This is a genomic window from Desulfoscipio gibsoniae DSM 7213 (genome assembly GCF_000233715.2).
In the GTDB taxonomy this organism is placed as follows: domain Bacteria; phylum Bacillota; class Desulfotomaculia; order Desulfotomaculales; family Desulfallaceae; genus Sporotomaculum; species Sporotomaculum gibsoniae.
Genome location: NC_021184.1, coordinates 1 through 21,118 on the forward strand (window position 1 = coordinate 1; position 21,118 = coordinate 21,118).

A 21,118-nucleotide genomic window follows, 5' to 3' on the forward strand; every position below is an offset into this window, starting at 1 on the left:
TTTATCCTTATACATTAGCAAAAGGCCACTTTATCAAGCGGCCTTACGCAGAGAGCTTTTTTCTTCCTTTTAGCCTTCTTCTCTTGATAACATTCTGCCCTGCTTTAGTTGACATCCTTTTTAAAAAGCCATGGACTTTCTTTCTTTGCCTGTTCTTTGGCTGATAGGTTCTTTTCATTTAAGACAGCATCCCCCTTACCACTTGTTAGATTACCAAAAATATGGAAAATTATAGGCGTATGTTCTCATTATATAGTATGCCCTTATTTTGAGTCAAGCAATGGTTTTGCAGTATTACTTATTATAGTATATACTGGAATTACACAGCATGTTAATAACTAGCTGTGGGAACTGTGGAAATTGTTTAAAAAATTACATATATTTCAATTTATTGGATACTTATCCAGGGTACAATTTTTATTGAATAGCTTATTAAGTTTTGGTATCATTTTTCTTAGCCCTAAGACACACAGACTTATCCACAGCATGTGCATAAGTCTGTGTGTAAATTGTTATTATAAAAATTTTATTATCCTGAGGGGGACCGGCCATTGAGCTCTAATAATATAAATTCTATATGGAAGAAAACCATCAGCAAAATTAAAAATAAATTAACCCCCCAGTCTTATTCAACATGGATAAATACGATGCAACCTATTGCCATTAAAAACAATATTTTTTATATTGGGGTACCTGACCAATTTTCAAAGGACTGGCTTAATAACAATTACGCACTCCTTTTTAGCGAAATAATTTCAGATATAACCAATGATAAAACTACAGTCCAATTTATCCTAGAGGATGAGATGCACCAATCGAATACCAACAGCGGACTTACTGAAGAATTAAGCGATTTAAAATACTCCATCCTTAATCCAAGATATAATTTTGAAAACTATGTAGTAGGCAATAATAACAGATTTGCGCATGCAGCTTGCCTGGCAGTAGCTGAATCACCAGCCAAAGGTTATAATCCACTTTTTATTTATGGTGGTGTTGGGCTGGGAAAAACACATTTAATGCACGCCATAGGTCACTACGCCAGGCAGCATAACAGTAATGACTATATTGTTGCCTATGTTACCTCAGAAAAATTCACTAACGATCTCATTTCAGCAATACGTGAAGAAAAAACAGTTGAATTTAAAAATAAATACCGTAGTATTGACATTTTACTCATTGACGATATTCAATTTTTAGCTGGTAAGGAAGCAACACAGGAGGAATTCTTTCATACATTCAACACTTTATACGAAGCTAATAAGCAAATTATTATATCCAGTGACCGTCCTCCCAAAGAAATACCTACTCTAGAGGACAGGCTTCGCTCCCGTTTTGAATGGGGTCTCATTACAGATATCCAACCACCTGACTACGAAACCAGAATTGCTATACTACAAAAAAAAGCAAAACTTGAAAACCTTACCGTCTCTGACGAAGTAATAACCTTTATTGCTGATCGTATTCATTCTAATATCAGGGAACTAGAAGGTGCTTTAATTAGAGTAACCGCCTATAATTCATTAAATAATGAAATAATAGATAAGGATAAGGCTGCAGAAATATTGAAAGATATGTTACCAGATAAAAAACCAGTTGAAATTACCATTGAGCTAATCCAACAAAAAGTAGCCGGCCATTTTAATATTAAGCTTGATGACTTGAAATCAAAAAAGAGAACCCGGGCCATTGCTTATCCCAGACAAATTGCCATGTATTTATGCCGCGAATTAACCACAGAATCATTACCTCAAATAGGTAATAAATTCGGTGGAAAAGATCATACAACAGTACTCCATGCTCATGATAAAATCGCCGCTGAAGTAGCCAACGACACCACCCTATCCCAATCAATTAAAAATTTAATTGATAACATTAAACAGAATTAAAACCTGTTGTTACTAACAACCTTATTAACTGGCTCATAATGGACTATCATTGACTTATTAGTACTTATCCACTTATTCACAACTACTACTATAACTGTTACTAACTTATTATTTTATTATATTAAGGTGATTATTATGCATTTTACTGCCCCCAGAGAAAAATTAAATACCTTGATACAGACAGCCCAAAAGGCAGTTTCCCAACGCAGCCCAATGCCACTGCTCACTTGTCTGTACTTCGAAACTAAAGATAATCTATTATTTTTATCATCCACTGATCTGGAGTTTGGCATTCGCTGTACCATGCCCGTATCTACAATTATAAGTGGAGCAACTGCTATCCCAGCTAAATATGTAGCAAATTTATTTACACGATTACCAGATGTGGACATAAACGTTAAGTGTGATATATCCAGCAATACCACAACATTTATGTATGGTGACTCGGAAGTAGTATTAAATGGCTATCCCGCTGATGAATTTCCAGTGTTTCCCTCTTTACCGGACAAGCCTACCCTGGTATTAAAACAGGGTCAATTTAAGAATATGATAAAACATGTAATTTTTGCTGTTTCTACCGAAGAGCACCGACCTGTGTTCACAGGAGTTAATATTCAGGTTTCTTCAAAGGGTGTTATTTCCATGGTTGCAACAGATACAAGAAGGCTAGCATTATACGAAGAAGACCTGGATATGTCACCGGATTTAACCCAAATAATAAATATTATCGTACCTGGTAAAACTCTTAATGAGCTTTTTAAAATATTAGAATCCATCGATGATAATCTTTATATATACGTCACAGAGAATAAAGTGTTTTTTGTTATTGATAATATTTGTATAATGTCACGACTTATTGCCGGTCAGTTTCCTGATTATAAGATTGTTATACCTGAAAATTATATTTGTGAAGTAAGAACATCTGTAAGTAATTTGTTGGAAGCTGCTGAAAGAGTTTCTCTACTGGTTAATACTAAAAGAAATGTATTTAATATAAACTTTAAGCCTGACGGAATGATGATTTACTTTTATACTGAAACCGGCCGAATAAGGGAAGAATTGGATGCTAATTTTTCTGGGGATCCCCTGGACGTTGGTTTCAATGTGCGATTTTTTATTGATGTTTTGAAATCAATCGATAATGATGAAGTTATTATTAAATTAAGCGGCCAAGACAGCCCATCTCTATTAAAACCTGTTGGTGATGATAGATACTTTTCCATTCTTGTACCGGCCGTATCTCAAGGATGATATTAAATGGTTAATAAAATTTTTATAAATAAACAAATAAAACTTGATCAATTTTTAAAATGGTGCCATGTTGCTTCAACCGGAGGACAAAGTAAATATTATATTTTAAATAACATGGTACGTGTGAATGGAATACCTGAAAACCGCAGATCTCGTAAATTAAAAGATGGTGATTTAGTTGACGTGGAAAACATAGGCTCTTTTGTTGTAGTTTCTCAAATGGAGGACTTATGATTGATTTTAAAGAATTTAAATATCAATTATTTTCGTAATTACAATTATTTACACTGGGAACCTCATACAGGTATAAATTTCATTACTGGTTCAAATGCCCAGGGAAAAACAAATTTATTAGAGGCAGTTTTTTTTAGTGGTATGGGCTATTCATTTAGGAGAAAAGGTAGCAACGTTGTTAATTGGTATAGTAAAAAAAGTTCATTTATCAAAGCAACATATCAATTAAACAATACAACCATGGACATATCTCTACACATTAACCATGATGGTATGAAAAAAATATTTGTTAATGGTACCGAAGAAAAGCGCAAGTCCTTACCTGGACGTTATGGTATTATTTTGTTCAAGCCTGATGACCTGCAAATAATTAAGGGTCCCCCTTCTGGAAAAAGGGATTTTATTGACTATGATATCGGTATTATTGATCCGCTGTATTCGCGAAATTTAATACATTATCGCCGGGTATTGGAACAAAGAAATTATTTATTGCGCACCGGAGGGATAAACAACGATTCATTCCAAACTTGGAATGAATCGTTTTATCAATATGGTGCCGAGTTATTGGCAGGTCGTATCAGGCTTCTAAAAAAATATATACCGCTGGTTCGGAAAATATATGCAGATATAGCGGGCGGTCACGAAGTGCTAGAAATGAAATATTTATCAACTTTAAATATAACTGGTAAAACCGATATCCAACAAATTATTAAGGAATTTATTACTGAAGGAAAAACCAGGCAAAGGGAAGAATTATATAAGAAGCAAACTATTTTTGGTCCACACCGGGATGACATTTGTTTTCTAATAAATAATAAAGATGCCCGTTATTATGCTTCACAAGGTCAGATAAGGTCTATTGTATTGGCTTTAAAAACTGCCCAAATACAGTTATTTTATAATGAGAACGGTGAATATCCCATATTTTTATTAGATGATGTTCTTACGGAATTGGATGAGCAGCGTCAGCATTATTTATTAATGCTGATTAACAACCAGGTCCAGTCCTTTATTACAACAACAACACCTGTTGCTAAAATTAGCCATTATGCAAACAGGGTATACTTAATAAATAACGGTGTGTTGAGGGAGGTTATTTGATGTTTTTACACCTTGGCGGGGACGTTATTGTTCCTAAAAAGGATATAGTAGCTATTTTAGATATCAGGTCCCAATCTTCTGCTATCACGCGTGAATTTTTAGATATGGCCAAGGATGAAGGTTTTATTGTTAATATATCGGAACCAGGTAAAGAAAAAACCTATATTATAACTGGTAGTGAAATATATTTGTCACCAATTTCTTGCACCACATTAAAAAAACGGGCCTTATAAAATTATGTAATAAACAGAAACGGAGGATATTCCTTGTTGGATAATAATACCAGGTATGGTGCAGAAGAAATTCAAGTACTGGAAGGATTAGAAGCCGTTCGGCGTAGACCTGGCATGTATATTGGCAGCACTAGTGCCAGGGGGCTTCACCACCTAGTTTATGAAGTTGTTGATAACAGTATTGATGAGGCTATGGCGGGATATTGCGATAAAATTGATATTATTATACACCATGATAATACAGTTACAGTGGTGGATAATGGTCGTGGTATTCCTGTGGGCATTCACCCCAAGATGGGTCTACCCGCAGTAGAGGTAGTGCTGACCAAATTGCATGCCGGTGGCAAGTTTGGCGGTGGTGGTTATAAAGTAAGTGGCGGCTTGCACGGAGTAGGTGTTTCAGTAGTCAATGCTCTGTCGGAGTGGCTTGAGGTTGAAGTGCGCAGAGATGGTTTTATATATCACCAGCGCTTCGAAAGAGGGGTATCTGTAACCAGTTTAAAAACAATAGGTAAAGCTAAAAATACAGGGACCAAAGTGACCTTTAAACCCGATCCGGAAATATTTGAGGAATTGGAATTTAGTCAAGATACATTGGTGCAGCGTCTAAGAGAGCTTTCTTTTCTTACTAAAGGAGTAAAAATCACATTTATTGACGAACGTACCGAACAACAGTGTGTTTATCAGCATAGTGGCGGTATTAGGGATTTTGTACTGTATTTAAATAAAAATAAAAGTGTTCAACACAAACCCGTATATTTTGAGGATACTAAAGACCAGATTATGGTTGAGGTGGCTTTTCAATATACCGATGGGTTTGTGGAAAATTTATTTTCTTATGTAAATAATATACACACAATAGATGGTGGTACCCATGAAACTGGCTTTAGAACAGCCCTAACCCGAGTTATTAACGATTATGGAAAAAAATACAATATCTTAAAAAATGGTTCATCAAGCCTGCTTGGTGAGGATATACGCGAAGGGTTGACATCTATTATCAGCGTAAAGGTGCCTGAGCCACAGTTTGAGGGGCAAACTAAAACCAAATTGGGCAACAGTGAAGTACGCGGTATTGTGGATGCTGTGGTTTCTGATTATCTCAGTACATTTTTAGAAGAAAACCCCAGTGTAGCTCGTAAGATACTGGAAAAATCAATTAATGCCTCCAGGGCGAGAGAAGCGGCCCGTAAGGCAAGAGAGTTGACCAGGCGTAAAACCGCCCTTGAAAGTTCTACTTTACCAGGAAAACTAGCTGACTGCTCGGAGCGGGATCCATCTTTAAGTGAGTTATTTATTGTGGAAGGGGATTCGGCCGGAGGTTCGGCTAAGCAGGGTAGGGACAGGCGCTACCAGGCTATACTGCCACTGCGTGGTAAAATATTAAATGTTGAAAAATCAAGGTTAGATAAAATATTATCCAATGAAGAAATAAGGGCTTTGATAACAGCACTGGGCACGGGAATTGGCGATGATTTTAATATTGAAAAAGCCCGTTATCATAAAATAATAATTATGACTGATGCAGATGTGGATGGGGCTCATATTCGTACTTTACTTCTTACTTTTTTTTACCGCTATATGCGACAGTTAATTGAAAATGGGTATGCCTATATAGCTCAACCACCATTATACCGAGTGCGTAAAGAAAAAAAAGAGTACTATGTTTATAATGATAAAGAATTAGAACAACTGCTAAATAGAGTTGGGCGTGATAGAATATCTTTACAACGATATAAAGGTTTGGGAGAAATGAACCCGGAACAGCTTTGGGACACCACCATGAATTTTGACACTCGCACTATTTTACAAGTACAATTGGAGGATGCTATTGAGGCCAATCAAATATTCTCCATGCTTATGGGGGATAAAGTGGAACCACGCCGGGTGTTTATTCAGAATAATGCCCGTGCAGTGAGAAATCTTGATATATGATTGCTTTATATCAGTATGGCGGGAATTAATTTCCCGTTTTTTTATAAATTAAAAAGTTGATCTGTAGCTAATCGGTTGTGGTTTTATCTCCACCAAATTAAGGTATTGCCATTGATAAATTCGGCAACTATACTTAATAATGTTGACTTTATTTTAATTTTGAGGTGAATTGTATTGCCTGCTTTAACCGGAAAAGTTATACCTATAGATATAAATGAGGAAATGAAACACTCTTACCTGGATTATGCCATGAGCGTAATTGTGGGGAGGGCTTTACCCGATGTAAGGGATGGCTTGAAACCTGTGCACCGCCGAATTCTTTATGCTATGCATACGCTTGGTGTAACCCCGGATAAACCGCACCGTAAGTCAGCATATATAGTCGGTGAAGTAATGGCTAAGTATCACCCCCACGGTGACTCTGCCATTTATGACACCTTAGTGAGGCTGGCCCAGGATTTTGCTTCTCGTTACCCCCTTGTAGACGGGCACGGTAACTTTGGATCAGTAGATGGCGATGCACCAGCGGCTATGCGTTATACGGAAGCCCGTTTATCTAAAATTACCACTGAACTACTAGCTGATATTGATAAAGAAACGGTTGACTTTATACCTAATTATGATGAAAGCGGTAAGGAACCTGTTATTCTACCCTCCCGTTTTCCCAATTTACTTGTTAATGGTTCTGCTGGTATTGCCGTTGGTATGGCAACCAATATTCCACCTCATAACCTGAACGAGGTTATAGATGGTTTTGTTATGCTTATAGATAACCCACAGATTGATATTGCTGATTTAATGAAACATATCAAAGGACCGGATTTTCCCACCGGTGCTATTATTATGGGACGGGATGGTATACGCTCGGCATATAAAACCGGCAGAGGAACAGTTAAGGTAAGAGCCAAGGCAGAAATAGAGGATAACGGTAAAAAAACCAGCATAATTGTTTCTGAGTTACCTTATCAAGTAAATAAGGCACGTTTAATAGAAAAAATTGCCGAACTGGTAAAAGATAAAAAAATTGACGGTATTTCTGATTTAAGGGATGAATCAGACAGGCATGGTATGCGTATTGTTATTGAGTTGCGCCGGGATGCAAATCCCAAGGTGATATTGAACCAATTATACAAGCATACTCAAATGCAAGATTCTTTTGGTATTATAATGCTGGCACTGGTTAATGGTGAACCTAAGGTTTTAAATTTGAAGGAAGTGTTGCATCATTATCTCGAGCACCAAAAGGATATAATTGTACGGCGTACCAAATACGAATTAAACAAAGCAGAGGAAAGAGCCCACATAGTAGAGGGACTACGTATAGCACTGGCTAACTTGGATGAGGTAATTAAGATTATCCGTGGTTCCAAAAATACAGATACAGCCAGAGAAGGGCTGATGAATAGATTTAATTTTTCTGAAAAACAGGCCCAGGCAATTTTAGATATGCGTTTACATCGCTTGACCGGCCTGGAAAGGGAAAAATTAGAAGCTGAATATAAAGAGTTGATTAAAAAGATAGATTACCTTCGCTCGGTATTAGCAGATGAAAGAATGGTTCTGGGTATTGTCAAAGAGGAAATAATAGCTATTAAAAATAAATTCGGGGATAAACGCCGCACTATTATTTCCAGTGAAAGTATTGATGTGGAAGATGAAGACTTAATATCCGAAGAGGATGTTGTGATTGCAATTACTAATCAGGGTTATATAAAAAGAATGCCCCTGGACACGTATCATAGTCAGAGAAGGGGTGGACGTGGCATTAATGCTATGGGTATCAAGGACGATGATTTTTTACGACATTTATTTATTGCCACCACCCATCATTATTTTTTATTTTTCACAAATAAAGGCAAAGTTTACAGGTTAAAAGGATACGAAATTCCAGAATCAGGTCGCCAGGCACGGGGCACTGCTATCGTTAATTTGCTTTATATAGATAAAGATGAATATATAACTACGGTTATACCCATTAGAGAATTTGATAATGATTATTATCTACTTATGGCTACACGCCGTGGTATTATTAAGAAAACACCCCTAAATGAATATGGTTATACCAAAAGGGATGGTATAAAAGCACTTAATTTGGATGATGGTGATGCGCTAGTTAATGCTTTACTAACAGATGGCACAGTGGAAATTATTATCGGCACTCAAAATGGTTTAGCTATAAGATTTTCCGAGGAAGATGTACGTTCCACAGGTAGAGTTACCAGGGGTGTTAAGGGAATTACTTTAAATGAACACGATGAAGTTGTATCCATGGATTTGATACGTGAAGATTCTGAATTACTGGTAGTAACCAGTAAGGGATATGGTAAACGAACTAAAATTAATGAATATAGAACTCAAACTCGAGGCGGTAAAGGAATAATAAATATAAAATGCACAGAGAGAAATGGTCTTGTTGTATCATTGCAAGTGGTTAAACCCGAAGACGAAGTATTAATGATTAGTGCGGATGGTATAATGATTCGGATTAAAGCCGACGATGTATCTTTATTTGGTAGAATTACCCAGGGAGTATTGTTGATGAAACTGGGTGAGGGTGATCATGTGGTAGCAGTGGCTAAAGTAATTAGCGGGGAAGATTAATTTAACCCGCTTTTTTTTATGTGTTATGATGTTTATTTTATTGTGTGTATTGTTGACAGTGAAATATGGCCTGTGCTATATTAATAAAGTCTTTATAAATGGTAATGATGCCATAATTTTTAACTTGATTATGCATTACTTTGAATGATAATATAAATAAGTCGTTGCAAGCGGCGATAAAAAAAATAAATTTTATATTGACATCAACGCTTCTAAACGATATAATTTAACACGTCGCCGTAATGGCGATATAAATAAACTAAAGGTCCTTGAAAACTAAACAGTGCAAAGAGATGGAAGTTGAACGATGAGTTCAACAAACCAAACCTCGTCAAGCAAAGCTAAAAGCGCAAGCTAATAGCAAACGCAAGAAACGAGTAATTCATTAAAGCGAGCAAAGATTAAACTCTATGAAACAAACGGGGACAGTCCTGCGTCTGGTTCAACCAGGCCTAACAAGCAGGAGAACATCCCCGCACCATAAACTTTTATGGAGAGTTTGATCCTGGCTCAGGACGAACGCTGGCGGCGTGCTTAACACATGCAAGTCGAACGGGGTTTAGTCGAAAGTTTACTTTTAGCTAAACCTAGTGGCGGACGGGTGAGTAACGCGTGGATAACCTGCCCCATAGCCTGGGATAACGCCGGGAAACTGGTGCTAATACCGGATACGTTCATTGGATTGCATAATCTGATGAAGAAAGGTGCAAACCGCTACTGGATGGGTCCGCGTCCCATTAGCTAGTTGGTAGGGTAACGGCCTACCAAGGCACCGATGGGTAGCCGGCCTGAGAGGGCGACCGGCCACACTGGAACTGAGACACGGTCCAGACTCCTACGGGAGGCAGCAGTGGGGAATCTTCCGCAATGGGCGCAAGCCTGACGGAGCAACGCCGCGTGAGTGACGAAGGTCTTCGGATTGTAAAACTCTGTCCAAAGGGAAGAAACAAATGACGGTACCTTTGGAGGAAGCCCCGGCTAACTACGTGCCAGCAGCCGCGGTAAAACGTAGGGGGCAAGCGTTGTCCGGAATTACTGGGCGTAAAGGGCGTGTAGGCGGCTCTACAAGTTAGAAGTGAAACCTATCAGCTCAACTGATAGCCTGCTTCTAAAACTGTCGGGCTTGAGTGCAGTAGAGGGGAGTGGAATTCCCAGTGTAGCGGTGAAATGCGTAGATATTGGGAGGAACACCAGTGGCGAAAGCGGCTCCCTGGCCTGTAACTGACGCTGAGGCGCGAAAGCGTGGGTAGCAAACAGGATTAGATACCCTGGTAGTCCACGCCGTAAACGATGGGTGCTAGGTGTTGGGGGTATCGACCCCCCCAGTGCCGCAGTTAACGCAATAAGCACCCCGCCTGGGGAGTACGGCCGCAAGGCTGAAACTCAAAGGAATTGACGGGGGCCCGCACAAGCGGTGGAGTATGTGGTTTAATTCGACGCAACGCGAAGAACCTTACCAGGTCTTGACATCTCCTGATCGTCATGGAAACATGATCTTTCCCTTCGGGGAACAGGAAGACAGGTGGTGCATGGTTGTCGTCAGCTCGTGTCGTGAGATGTTGGGTTAAGTCCCGCAACGAGCGCAACCCCTACCTTTAGTTGCCAGCATGTAGAGATGGGCACTCTAAAGGGACTGCCGTTGACAAAACGGAGGAAGGTGGGGATGACGTCAAATCATCATGCCCTTTATGATCTGGGCTACACACGTACTACAATGGCCGGTACAGACGGAAGCGCAGCCGTGAGGTGAAGCGAACCCGATAAAGCCGGTCCCAGTTCGGATTGCAGGCTGCAACTCGCCTGCATGAAGTCGGAATCGCTAGTAATCGCAGGTCAGCATACTGCGGTGAATACGTTCCCGGGCCTTGTACACACCGCCCGTCACACCACGAAAGTTGGCAACACCCGAAGCCGGTGAGTTAACCGTAAGGAAACAGCCGTCGAAGGTGGGGTCGGTAATTGGGGTGAAGTCGTAACAAGGTAGCCGTATCGGAAGGTGCGGCTGGATCACCTCCTTTCTAAGGAGATACTCGAAGTTCAAGTATTGAACATCGATAATCCTAGGTCGGTCATCTCATAAAGCACTGTTTGGTTTTGAGGGACTATGTCCCATCAATTGGGGGCTTGTAGCTCAGCCGGTTAGAGCGCACGCCTGATAAGCGTGAGGTCGGTGGTTCGAGTCCACCCAGGCCCACCATGTTCCTTGAAAACTGCACAGCGAAAGCAAGCAAGTAAAAGCACAGGTAAAAAATACAAGACGCCGAGACCATAAAGGTCAAGCTAACAAGAGCGTACGGTGGATGCCTGGGCGCTAAGGGCCGAAGAAGGACGTGGTAAGCTGCGAAAAGCTACGGTGAGCCGCAAGCAGGCATAGATCCGTAGATCTCCGAATGGGGCAACCCGTTACCTGTAACGAGGTAACATCTTATGCTGAATCCATAGGCATAAGAAGGGCACCCGGTGAACTGAAACATCTAAGTAGCCGGAGGAACAGAAATCAACCGAGAACCCCCAAGTAGCGGCGAGCGAACCGGGGCCAGCCTAAACCTATTTTGCGTGCAAAATAGGGGTTGCGGGACTCTCGAAAGCGGACTAATAGCCTTAGCCGAACCCGCCAGGAACGGCGGGCCACAGAAGGTAACAGCCCTGTAGGCGAAAAGGCAACGAGTTTAGAGAGCATCCCAAGTACCGCGGGACACGTGAAACCCCGTGGGAATCAGGGAGGACCACCTTCCAAGGCTAAATACCCTTAGCGACCGATAGCGCACAAGTACCGTGAGGGAAAGGTGAAAAGCACCCCGGGAGGGGAGTGAAATAGAACCTGAAACCGTACGCTTACAATCAGTCATAGCACTATTTAACGTGTAATGGCGTACTTTTTGTAGAACGGACCGGCGAGTTACATTTAGCGTGCCAGGTTAAGGCTGACAAAGGCCGTCAACCGCAGCGAAAGCAAGTCTTAATAGGGCGCAATAGTACGCTGAAGTAGACCCGAAACCGGGTGATCTACCCATGTCCAGAGTGAAGCGGAAGTAACATTTCGTGGAGGCTCGAACCAACCGTCGTTGAAAAGGCGGTGGATGAGGTGTGGGTAGGGGTGAAATGCCAATCGAACCCGGAGATAGCTGGTTCTCCCCGAAATAGCTTTAGGGCTAGCCTTGTACAAAATACCCGGAGGTAGAGCACTGAATGGGCTAGGGGCCTTCACCGGTTACCGAACTCAATCAAACTGCGAATGCCGGGCTATTAAAGTACAGGAGTCAGACTGCGGGTGCTAAGATTCGTAGTCGAGAGGGAAACAGCCCAGACCGCCAGTTAAGGTCCCTAAATCGTGCTAAGTGGCAAAGGATGTGAGGTTGCCCGGACAACCAGGATGTTGGCTTAGAAGCAGCCACCATTTAAAGAGTGCGTAATAGCTCACTGGTCAAGTGACCTTGCGCCGAAAATGTAACGGGGCTCAAGCACGATACCGAAACTGCGGAATTCATTATGAATTGGTAGGGGAGCGTTCCCATTGGATTGAAGCTATACCGTAAGGAGTAGTGGACTAATGGGAAGTGAGAATGCCGGTATAAGTAAGCGCAAAGGCAGGTGAGAATCCTGCCCGCCGAAAACCTAAGGATTCCTGGGGAAGGCTCGTCCGCCCAGGGTAAGTCGGGCCCTAAGCCGAGGCTGAAAAGCGTAGGCGATGGACAATCGGTGGAGAATCCGATACCACCTTAAAGCCGCTATTAGGATGGGGTGACACAGGAGGGCAAGCCAAGCGCGCGGTTGGAAAAGCGCGTCCAAGCCCGTAGGGCGAACTGCAGGCAAAACCGCAGTTCATACAGCCTGAGAGGTTATGGGGAGCGAAAATAAGTAGCGAAGTGGCTGCACCCAAACTGTCAAGAAAAACCTCTAACGAGGCTATAAGGTGCCCGTACCGCAAACCGACACAGGTAGGTGGGGTGAGAATCCTAAGGCGCGCGAGAAAACCCTCGTTAAGGAACTCGGCAAAATGACCCCGTAACTTCGGGAGAAGGGGTACCCCATTAATGTGAAAGTTATCCAACTGGAGCATGAAGGGGTCGCAGAGAAAAGGCCCAAGCGACTGTTTACCAAAAACACAGGTTCCTGCTAAATCGCAAGATGACGTATAGGAGCTGACGCCTGCCCGGTGCTGGAAGGTTAAGGGGAGAGGTTAGCGCAAGCGAAGCTTTAAACCGAAGCCCCAGTAAACGGCGGCCGTAACTATAACGGTCCTAAGGTAGCGAAATTCCTTGTCGGGTAAGTTCCGACCCGCACGAAAGGCGTAACGATTTGGGCGCTGTCTCAACGAGGGACTCGGCGAACTTGTAGTGCCGGTAAAGATGCCGGCTACCTGCGACAGGACAGAAAGACCCCGTGGAGCTTTACTGCAGCTTGACATTGGATTTTGGTATTGCATGTACAGGATAGGTGGGAGGCTGAGAAGCCAGGGCGCCAGTTTTGGCAGAGCCACCGTTGGGATACCACCCTTGTGATATTGAAATTCTAACACGAGCCTTTGAATCAAGGTTATGGACAGTGTCAGGTGGGCAGTTTGACTGGGGCGGTCGCCTCCCAAAGAGTAACGGAGGCGCCCAAAGGTTCCCTCAGCGCGGTTGGAAATCGCGCGCACAGAGTGTAAAGGCAGAAGGGAGCTTGACAGCGAGACATACAGGTCGAGCTGGGACGAAAGTCGGGCTTAGTGATCCGGCGGCATTCGCGTGGAAGAGCCGTCGCTCAACGGATAAAAGCTACCCCGGGGATAACAGGCTTATCTCCCCCAAGAGTCCACATCGACGGGGAGGTTTGGCACCTCGATGTCGGCTCATCGCATCCTGGGGCTGTAGTAGGTCCCAAGGGTTGGGCTGTTCGCCCATTAAAGCGGTACGTGAGCTGGGTTCAGAACGTCGTGAGACAGTTCGGTCCCTATCCGTCGCAGGCGCAGGAAACTTGCGAGGAGCTGTCCCTAGTACGAGAGGACCGGGATGGACGGATCACTGGCGTACCAGTTATCGCGCCAGCGGTAGCGCTGGGTACCCAAATCCGGCCGGGATAAGCGCTGAAGGCATCTAAGCGCGAAGCCCCCCTCTAGATAAGGTTTCCCATCCAGTTAATGGAGTAAGACCCCTGGTAGACTACCAGGTAGATAGGCCGGGCGTGCAAGCACAGCAATGTGTGCAGCGGACCGGTACTAATAGGTCGAGGGCTTGACCTGATTTTCGGTGATCGTTTTACTTGGTGATAAACTTGCTAAGCTGTGCATTTTTGAGGGAACTAAGCTATCAGAAGGTCCCAAGCATCTGAAAATTAGCTTTAGCTTCCTAACAATTTTATATAAAGTTTTCCGGTGACCATACTGGAGAGGATACACCCGTTCCCATCCCGAACACGGAAGTTAAGCTCTTCGAGGCCGATGGTACTTGGGCTTTTGCCCTGGGAGAGTAGGTCGTTGCCGGAATTAATTTTAAACGACCCCCTGGTTATGTGCCGGGGGGTCGTTGTTTAAAAATATATTTTAGGATACCATACATGTTAGATTGGCAAGCTAAAGTATAATGATTTATTATGATCATATGTAAATAATTAAATCTTGCTTGTCATTGCATTGGGAATACTGTAAAATATTTTAGTGATTGTAGTTGAATGGAGGAGAATTATATGGCTGAAACCATGGCAGAAAAGGGGACATGGACAGTAAAGAAAGGTTTGGCGGAAATGCTTAAGGGCGGTGTAATCATGGATGTTACTACACCGGAGCAAGCCAAAATAGCTGAAGAAGCGGGTGCCTGTGCGGTTATGGCACTGGAAAGGGTGCCTGCTGATATACGTGCCGCTGGTGGAGTAGCTAGAATGGCCGATCCCACTGTTATTATACGTATTATGGATGCGGTAACCATTCCTGTAATGGCCAAAGCTAGAATCGGTCATTTTGTAGAAGCACAAATACTAGAAGCTTTGGGTGCTGATTATATAGACGAAAGTGAAGTGCTTACACCGGCGGATGAACAGTATCACATAGAAAAACACGCTTTTAAAGTACCTTTCGTATGTGGTGCCCGTAATCTAGGCGAAGCGCTCAGGCGTATTGCCGAAGGTGCAGCCATGATTCGTACCAAGGGCGAACCCGGCACGGGCAATGTGGTGGAAGCTGTCCGCCATATGCGTATGGTGATGGGTGAAATACGCAGGGTACAAAATTTACCCAAAGAAGAATTAATGAGTGTAGCCAAGGATATGGGTGCACCTTACGATTTACTTTTAGATGTAGCCAACAATGGTAGATTACCGGTGGTTAACTTTGCCGCCGGTGGTATTGCGACTCCTGCGGATGCGGCTTTAATGATGCAGTTGGGTTGTGACGGTATTTTTGTTGGCTCAGGGATATTTAAATCCAATGACCCGCAGTCCAGGGCCAAGGCCATTGTTGCCGCTACCACGCATTATAATGACCCGAAAATACTGGCCGAAATTTCACGTGATCTTGGAGAAGCTATGCCCGGTCTCGAAATATCCACTATTGCACCGGAACAGCGTATGCAAGACAGAGGTTGGTAATGGGAGATAAATCATGTTAATTGGGGTACTTGCCTTACAAGGTGCCTTTAGGGAGCACCAGTATTCACTGGAGAAATGCGGGGTTTCCATTCGCCAGGTAAGAAAACCACCTGAACTTGAAGGTATAGAGGCTTTGGTTATTCCCGGTGGTGAAAGCACTACCATGGGCAAACTGTTGAATAGTTTTAGTTTAATGGAACCTATAATAAATTTGGCAAAACAGGGTATGCCTATTTTGGGTACCTGTGCTGGTTTAATTATGCTGGCGAAATGTATAAGAAATTCAAGGCAAGAAACACTTGCCTTGATGGATATAAAGGTGGAACGCAATGCCTTTGGTCGCCAGGTAGACAGTTTTGAAACTGATTTGGATATACCTGTTTTAGGTGCTGAGCCGTTTCGGGCGGTATTTATCAGAGCCCCTTATATAGCCGAAGTTTCTGAAGGTGTAGATATACTGGCTCGCTGTGATGATAAAATTGTATGTGCCCGGCAAGGACGCTTTCTTGTAGCTGCTTTTCATCCAGAATTGACTGATGACCTGCGTATGCATCGTTATTTTATTGAAAATGTTGTTAAATGAACAATGGTATAAAACTATTGCAAAAAAAAGATGACTGTAGTAATATTTATTAGAACCTTGTAAATTTAAATATTACTTAAACCCGATGCTGGGGTAAAGTAACTACATGCAGCCAACAGAGAGCCGGTGTTAGGTGCGAACCGGTGGTTGTATTTGGTGAAAAGGCTCCCCGTAGGGGGCCCGCTGAAAGAAGCAGTAGGCGGGCACGGATAGTTCCGTTATTTAAACGAAGAGGATTTGTTTATAGCATGTTTTACATACTTAAACGAATCAATATGGGTGGCACCGCGGGAGAAACACCTCTCGTCCCTGTGATTTAATATTTATAGGGATGGGAGGTTTTATTTTTTATGTAATAGTTTGGAAATATTTTTTAATTTAAAGCTTAGTTAAAAAATAACTTAATGTAACTTGATATTATAATTACTTTATTAGAGGAGGATTACATATGCAGGATAAAAGTTATTTAATGATTCCGGGGCCGACACCCGTACCGCCGACAGTGGTGGCTGCTATGACAGCCCCCATGATTGGACACCGTAGCGAAGATTTTCAGGTGTTACACAAGGATATAATTACCAAACTGCAAAAAATATTTCAAACCCAAAATGAAATATATATTTTAACCAGCTCGGGCACCGGTGGCATGGAATCAGCGGTGGCTAACACGGTAAGCCCCGGGGATAAGGTGCTCACTTTGGTGGGTGGTAAGTTTGGAGAGCGCTGGTCTGAATTGACCAAGCAATATGGAGCCGAAGTTATTGAAGTAAACTTTGAGTGGGGTACCTGTGTTGACCCACAAGTGGTACAAGAAAAGCTAGCGGCCAATCCTGACATCAAAGTTGTTTTTGCCACCCAAAATGAAACTTCTACAGGTGTTACCAACGATATTGAGAGCATTGGTAAGATTGTGGCCCAAACCTCCGCACTGTTCGTGGTAGACGGTGTTAGTGGTGTGGGTGGCATTGAAATTAAAGTAGATGAGTGGCATGTGGATATATTAACCACCGGGTCCCAAAAATCATTAATGCTGCCTCCTGGATTAGCTATTCAAAGTATTAGTGATAAAGCCTGGAAAGTAATCGAAGCTAACAAATCGCCGCGTTATTACTTTAATTTATTAAAAGCCAGAAAACAATATCCTAAATGGAACACTGCTTATACACCGGCGGTATCATTGTTTGTAGGACTTAACGCTTCTTTGGATATGATGCTGGCAGAAGGACTGGATAATGTTTATGCTCGTCACAAGCTACTACGTGAAGCTACCCGGGCTGCTATCAGAGCGTTGGGACTAAAGCTAATGGCTGATGAAAGTTATGCTTCACCTGTTATTACCTCAGTTTATGCTCCGGAAGGTATTGGTGCGGACGATATTCGTAAAGTGCTTAATAATGAATACAATATAACCTTTGCCGGTGGGCAAGCGAAATTGAAAAATAAAATTTTCCGTATTGCCCATATGGGATTTGCTGATCAAATGAATGTATTAATTGCTATCAGTGGTTTGGAAATGGCTTTGCAAAAAGTTGGTTACCCTGTTGAATTAGGTGCTGGTGTCAGGGCTGCTCAGCAAGTTTTTTTGGGGGTGTAATTAAATGGCACAATTTAAAGTTTTAGCAATGGACAATGTTTCGCAAAAAGGTTTAGAGCCACTATACAATAAACCGGATATCGAAGTAGTTATTGGCAGTAAAATGACTGAAGATGAACTGATAGCTGTAATTGGCGAATATGACGCTATGATTGTACGCAGCGCTACCAAAGTAACCCCCCGGGTACTGGAAAATGCCCCTAAGTTAAAAGTAGTGGGTCGGGCCGGCGTCGGTGTGGATAATATTGATCTCGAAGCCTCTACCCAGCACGGTGTGCTGGTGGTCAACGCTCCTGATGGCAATACTATTGCCGCTGCTGAACATACCATGGCTATGATGCTGGCCCTGGCCAGGAATATTCCCCAGGCAGTGGCTAAAATGAAAAACGGTGTGTGGGATAAAAAGGCTTTCCTGGGTGTGGAGCTACGGGGTAAAACGCTGGGGGTTATTGGTTTGGGTAGAATTGGCTCAGCAGTTGCCCGGCGTGCCCAGGCTATGGAAATGGATATAGTGGCCTATGACCCTTATATTTCTGAGGAAAAGGCAGAATCTATGGGTATAAAGCTGGCTACCTTGGAAGAATTATTACCGGTGGCGGACTTTATTACTGTACACATGCCTAAAACTAAAGAGACCTACCATATGCTGGATGATAAAGCCTTTGCGGCAATGAAGGACGGAGTGCGGGTTATCAATTGTGCCCGTGGCGGCATTGTTGATGAGGAAGCTCTATACAAGTATATGCAGTATGGGAAAGTGGCCGGTGCGGCGCTGGATGTTTTTGAAAAAGAACCAAACACCGATAGCCCTCTATTAGAAATGAATAGCTTTATTGCCACCCCCCACCTGGGAGCCTCCACCGCTGAAGCACAGATTAACGTAGCTGTGGATGTGGCAGAGGAAATAGTGGAAGCCCTACAAGGTAAGGTAGTGCGTAATACTGTAAATATTCCATCAGTTAAGCCCGAAGTAATGTCCAAAATTAAGCCCTATTTGAAGTTGGCTGAAAAACTAGGTAAATTCCAAGCCCAGCTGGTGGAGGGCCGGGTTAATAAAATGGAAGTTGTTTATAACGGTGATTTGGCCGGGGAAGATGTCAAGCCTATTACCACAGCACTGGTGAAGGGTTTTTTGGATCCCATATTACAAGAGTCAGTTAACTTTATTAATGCACCGCTGCTGGCTAAAAATCGCGGTATCAGCGTTGTGCAAACTGTTAATGGCCGGGCTGATGGCTATGCCAGCTTGATAACCTTGAAAGTGATATCTGACAAGGGTGAAAAGTCATTATCAGGTACACTGTTCCAAGAAAATGAGCCCCGCATAGTGATGGTGGACGGTTACCGGGTGGACGCTGTTCCCGAAGGAAATATGCTTTATGTACCACATATGGACAAACCCAGGATTATTGGCCCCGTGGGTATGTTAATTGGCGAACATCAAATAAATATTGCCGGTATGCAAGTGGGACGCAAGGAAATTGGCGGTAAAGCCGTGATGATGCTTTCGGTGGATGCGCCGGTACCTGAAGAAACATTGAAAGCCATTGCTGAGATAGATGGAGTGTTGGATGTAAAGTTTGTTAGTCTCTAGTTTTACTTGTTTGCATAAATATGGTACAATTATGTCGGCGTAAGCCGGCATTTTTGTTTTATACAAATCTTTAATGTAAATAATAGTTAAAAAAGCATTTTTATTGTGAAGTGGTATATTTAAGCTCTATTTTATAATGCAAGCAAATGCTGGCGGAGTAAACGATATGCCCACTTCTACTGCTTTTGGAGGTTTTCTGATATGCTGGATTTGAAATTTGTGCGGAATAACCCGGAAATTGTTAAAGAGGCACTACAGAAAAGAGGAGCTAGCATTTCACTCGACCCGTTTTTGGAACTCGATGAGCGCCGCAGGGAAAAGCTGGTTGAGGTGGAGAAGCTTAAAAATAAACGTAATGTGGTATCCGAGGAGATTGGCCGGTTGAAAAAGGCCGGACAGTTGGCTGAGGATATGGTACTGGAAATGCGGCAGGTTTCCAATGCTATCAAGGATTTAGATGAAGAAATTCGTATTTTGGATCAGCAGCTGCAACAAACATTGCTAAATATCCCCAATATTCCTGAAGAGAGTGTACCCGTGGGGTTGGATGAAAATGACAATGTTGAATTGCGGCGCTGGGGTGAGCCCAGACAGTTTGGTTTTGAGCCCAAACCCCACTGGGATATCGGTGAGGCGCTGGATATATTGGATTTTGAACGGGGCGGCAAGGTTACAGGTGCCAGGTTTCTTTTTTACAAAGGAGCCGGTGCGGCTCTGGAGCGTGCTGTATTTAATTTTATGCTGGATGTGCATACGAGGGAGCACGGCTATGTAGAGGTAATGCCACCATTTATGGTTAACAGCAACAGTATGATCGGCACAGGCCAACTGCCCAAGTTTGCCGAGGATATGTTTAAAGTTGAAAATACTGATTACTATCTAATACCCACTGCCGAAGTGCCGGTAACCAATCTTTATAATAATGAAATATTGGATGGCGATAGATTGCCCATTTACCATTGTGCCTACAGCGCTTGCTTTAGAGCCGAGGCAGGAGCGGCGGGACGTGATACACGGGGCCTTATTAGGCTGCACCAGTTTAACAAGGTAGAACTGGTAAAGTTCGTTCGTCCGGAGGAGTCCTTTACTGAACTGGAGAAATTGACTCAAAATGCCGAGAAAATACTGCAATTGTTGGAGCTGCCTTACCGGGTGGTTGTTTTAAGTACCGGTGACCTGGGTTTTAGCTCTGCCAAAACCTATGATTTAGAGGTGTGGCTACCCAGTTATAACAGTTATAAAGAGATTTCTTCTTGCAGTAATTTTGTGGATTTCCAGGCCCGGCGGGCCAATATCAGGTACCGGGAGGGTAAAGCAAAACCTCGTTTTGTACACACTTTAAACGGTTCAGGTTTGGCCGTGGGCCGGACGGTAGCCGCTATATTGGAAAATTGTCAGACTGATACCGGTGCGGTGAAAATACCGGCGGTGTTACAGCCGTATATGGGTGGCATTAAAGAGATAAATTGACACTACTGAAGGGGAACGGTGTTATTGACACCTAACCTATACTGTGTTATACTTCTTATTGTCTCTGGTTGA

At 42.8% G+C, this 21,118-nt stretch carries 13 protein-coding genes, 1 tRNA gene, 3 rRNA genes and 1 other annotated feature; of the genes, 16 read left to right on the forward strand and 1 reads right to left on the reverse strand.

Going from position 1 to position 21,118, the window contains the following annotated elements:
* Window positions 1-43: 43 nt before the first annotated feature.
* Window positions 44-178, reverse strand: a complete 135-nt coding sequence (gene rpmH / locus DESGI_RS00005) for a 50S ribosomal protein L34 (protein ID WP_015617888.1) — start codon at window positions 176-178, stop codon at window positions 44-46.
* 373 nt (window positions 179-551) lie between these two features.
* Here rpmH and dnaA point away from each other — a divergent pair, with 373 nt between their 5' ends.
* The 16 genes from dnaA (at window position 552) to serS (ending at window position 21,046) form a co-directional block, all read left to right on the forward strand.
* Window positions 552-1,889, forward strand: coding sequence for a chromosomal replication initiator protein DnaA (gene dnaA, locus DESGI_RS00010; RefSeq protein ID WP_006522173.1), 1,338 nt, complete (start codon window positions 552-554; stop codon window positions 1,887-1,889).
* A 135-nt stretch (window positions 1,890-2,024) separates the two neighbouring features.
* Window positions 2,025-3,140, forward strand: a complete 1,116-nt coding sequence (dnaN, locus tag DESGI_RS00015; RefSeq protein WP_006522172.1) for a DNA polymerase III subunit beta — start codon at window positions 2,025-2,027, stop codon at window positions 3,138-3,140.
* Window positions 3,141-3,146: 6 nt separating this feature from the next.
* Entirely contained in the window at window positions 3,147-3,374 is a 228-nt protein-coding gene (locus DESGI_RS00020; RefSeq protein ID WP_006522171.1) for an RNA-binding S4 domain-containing protein, read from the forward strand.
* On the forward strand, window positions 3,375-4,475 hold the full coding sequence (gene recF, locus DESGI_RS00025; protein ID WP_006522170.1) for a DNA replication/repair protein RecF: 1,101 nt from the start codon (window positions 3,375-3,377) through the stop codon (window positions 4,473-4,475).
* Window positions 4,475-4,708, forward strand: a complete 234-nt coding sequence (gene remB, locus DESGI_RS00030; RefSeq protein WP_006522169.1) for an extracellular matrix regulator RemB — start codon at window positions 4,475-4,477, stop codon at window positions 4,706-4,708. The genes recF and remB overlap by 1 nt, the downstream gene beginning before the upstream one ends.
* 33 nt (window positions 4,709-4,741) lie before the next feature.
* Complete coding sequence (gene gyrB / locus DESGI_RS00035) at window positions 4,742-6,643, forward strand: DNA topoisomerase (ATP-hydrolyzing) subunit B (protein ID WP_006522168.1); 1,902 nt, start codon at window positions 4,742-4,744, stop codon at window positions 6,641-6,643.
* 174 nt (window positions 6,644-6,817) lie between these two features.
* Complete coding sequence (gene gyrA, locus DESGI_RS00040; RefSeq protein ID WP_006522167.1) at window positions 6,818-9,244, forward strand: DNA gyrase subunit A; 2,427 nt, start codon at window positions 6,818-6,820, stop codon at window positions 9,242-9,244.
* Between the two features lie 487 nt (window positions 9,245-9,731).
* Window positions 9,732-11,262: ribosomal RNA gene (locus tag DESGI_RS00045) — 16S ribosomal RNA — on the forward strand.
* A 102-nt stretch (window positions 11,263-11,364) separates the two neighbouring features.
* Window positions 11,365-11,441, forward strand: a tRNA-Ile gene (locus DESGI_RS00050).
* A 76-nt stretch (window positions 11,442-11,517) separates the two neighbouring features.
* Window positions 11,518-14,465: ribosomal RNA gene (locus DESGI_RS00055) — 23S ribosomal RNA — on the forward strand.
* A 128-nt stretch (window positions 14,466-14,593) separates the two neighbouring features.
* Window positions 14,594-14,708, forward strand: a 5S ribosomal RNA gene (rrf, locus tag DESGI_RS00060).
* The 16S, 23S and 5S rRNA genes sit together here with 1 tRNA gene alongside, the layout of an rRNA operon.
* Before the next feature lie 212 nt (window positions 14,709-14,920).
* The gene (gene pdxS, locus DESGI_RS00065) at window positions 14,921-15,805 is read left to right on the forward strand and encodes a pyridoxal 5'-phosphate synthase lyase subunit PdxS (protein WP_041285055.1); all 885 of its coding nucleotides are present in this window, start codon (window positions 14,921-14,923) and stop codon (window positions 15,803-15,805) included.
* A 13-nt stretch (window positions 15,806-15,818) separates the two neighbouring features.
* Window positions 15,819-16,388, forward strand: a complete 570-nt coding sequence (pdxT, locus tag DESGI_RS00070; RefSeq protein WP_006524617.1) for a pyridoxal 5'-phosphate synthase glutaminase subunit PdxT — start codon at window positions 15,819-15,821, stop codon at window positions 16,386-16,388.
* A 76-nt stretch (window positions 16,389-16,464) separates the two neighbouring features.
* Window positions 16,465-16,702 (forward strand) — a binding site (T-box leader).
* 134 nt (window positions 16,703-16,836) lie between these two features.
* The gene (locus DESGI_RS00075) at window positions 16,837-17,982 is read left to right on the forward strand and encodes a pyridoxal-phosphate-dependent aminotransferase family protein (protein WP_006524618.1); all 1,146 of its coding nucleotides are present in this window, start codon (window positions 16,837-16,839) and stop codon (window positions 17,980-17,982) included.
* A gap of 4 nt (window positions 17,983-17,986) precedes the next feature.
* Window positions 17,987-19,576 (forward strand): phosphoglycerate dehydrogenase, encoded by a 1,590-nt coding sequence (serA, locus tag DESGI_RS00080; RefSeq protein WP_006524619.1) that lies wholly within the window; start codon window positions 17,987-17,989, stop codon window positions 19,574-19,576.
* Window positions 19,577-19,777: 201 nt separating this feature from the next.
* Complete coding sequence (gene serS / locus DESGI_RS00085; protein ID WP_006524620.1) at window positions 19,778-21,046, forward strand: serine--tRNA ligase; 1,269 nt, start codon at window positions 19,778-19,780, stop codon at window positions 21,044-21,046.
* Window positions 21,047-21,118 lie beyond the last annotated feature (72 nt).

What these genes read in the sequence shown, in the direction of transcription:
- rpmH (WP_015617888.1), bottom strand. Translation starts at nt 178, where the DNA reads ATGAAAAGAACCTATCAGCCAAAGAACAGGCAAAGAAAGAAAGTCCAT.
- remB (WP_006522169.1), top strand. Translation starts at nt 4,475, where the DNA reads ATGTTTTTACACCTTGGCGGGGACGTTATTGTTCCTAAAAAGGATATA.
- serS (WP_006524620.1), top strand. Translation starts at nt 19,778, where the DNA reads ATGCTGGATTTGAAATTTGTGCGGAATAACCCGGAAATTGTTAAAGAG.
- DESGI_RS00020 (WP_006522171.1), top strand. Translation starts at nt 3,147, where the DNA reads ATGGTTAATAAAATTTTTATAAATAAACAAATAAAACTTGATCAATTT.
- pdxS (WP_041285055.1), top strand. Translation starts at nt 14,921, where the DNA reads ATGGCAGAAAAGGGGACATGGACAGTAAAGAAAGGTTTGGCGGAAATG.
- DESGI_RS00075 (WP_006524618.1), top strand. Translation starts at nt 16,837, where the DNA reads ATGCAGGATAAAAGTTATTTAATGATTCCGGGGCCGACACCCGTACCG.
- pdxT (WP_006524617.1), top strand. Translation starts at nt 15,819, where the DNA reads ATGTTAATTGGGGTACTTGCCTTACAAGGTGCCTTTAGGGAGCACCAG.
- dnaN (WP_006522172.1), top strand. Translation starts at nt 2,025, where the DNA reads ATGCATTTTACTGCCCCCAGAGAAAAATTAAATACCTTGATACAGACA.
- serA (WP_006524619.1), top strand. Translation starts at nt 17,987, where the DNA reads ATGGCACAATTTAAAGTTTTAGCAATGGACAATGTTTCGCAAAAAGGT.